Consider the following 970-nt stretch of genomic DNA (forward strand, 5'->3'; position numbering starts at 1 on the left):
GAGCCGTCCCGCCGCCTCCTCCAACTGCTCCCCCGCCGCATGGACCGCGTCCCGGACCTTCTGCGCTCCGCTCGGCGTGGCGACGGTGCCCACGGGGTCGATGCTCCAGATGGGGAGGACGATCTTCTCCTTGCCCACGGGCAGGGTGATGTCCCGGTCCTTCGTCGCCTTGGGCACGCTCACGCGCAGCCCGGTGATGGCGGCGCCGAGCTGCTCCAGCGGAACCCGTGCCGCCCCTGCCGGGCGGCAGGCGGCGGCGGCTTCCCCCGTTGCGGCCTGCAGGTCCCGCAGGAGGTCGCGCAAGGCCCGCAGGCGCCGGGGCGCATCCGCAGCCAGCCATTCCGCCAGGGCGCAGAACGCCCGCAGCACCGACCAGAAGGCGCRCAACCGCGCGGCGCCGATCGCCCCGGCCGCGATCATGGCCAGGCCCAGGAGCACAAGCAGGAAAACACCCCCGCCGCTCAGCAGCAGCGCCAGGGCCAGCAGCGCGAAGCCCAGGCCCAGCCAGCCCGGCGCCGCCACGCCGGGCAGTGCCGGCAGGATTCCGCTGCGCCATGCCAGCCAGGCCAGGCCGGCGAGGCCAGCCAGGACCACGACGAGCGGGCCGAAGGCCAGCAGCAGCACCGCCACGGCCAGCGCGACCCAGAACAGCCGTCGGAGCACCGTGCCGACCAGGGTGGCGGGGTCCGGTGGCGATGTCCCGTTCATTCGCGCGTCTCCTGCCAGGGCCAGAGCCAAAGCGGCCGCACCGGACAGCCTCGCCTGTCCCGCTGCCACCGGACGAAGCCGTAGGCGAGCGTGCCGATCAGGAAGCCGCCCACCAGTTGCAGGAAGAAGCCGGTCGAAACCCGCCCGACCGCTGCCGCCCCGCCGACGAAGGCCAGCCCGCCGATGACGAAGGTCGCCAGCGTGCCGGTCAGGGGCACCACCACGACCAGGGCAGCCTCCAGCACCCAGGCCGTTTCCGTCC

The 970-nt window shown here is 74.2% G+C and carries 1 protein-coding gene and 1 pseudogene; both read right to left on the reverse strand.

What is annotated here, in order from left to right; translation table 11 throughout:
• A pseudogene (locus AC1DWF_RS32690) lies at positions 1 to 708 on the reverse strand (hypothetical protein); the annotation flags it as partial.
• A partial coding sequence (locus AC1DWF_RS32695) for a hypothetical protein (RefSeq protein ID WP_476842670.1) occupies positions 705 to 970 on the reverse strand: 266 nt, incomplete at its 5' end. The gene AC1DWF_RS32695 and the pseudogene AC1DWF_RS32690, both read right to left, overlap by 4 nt.

The organism is Aminobacter sp. P4_D5, assembly GCF_056401815.1.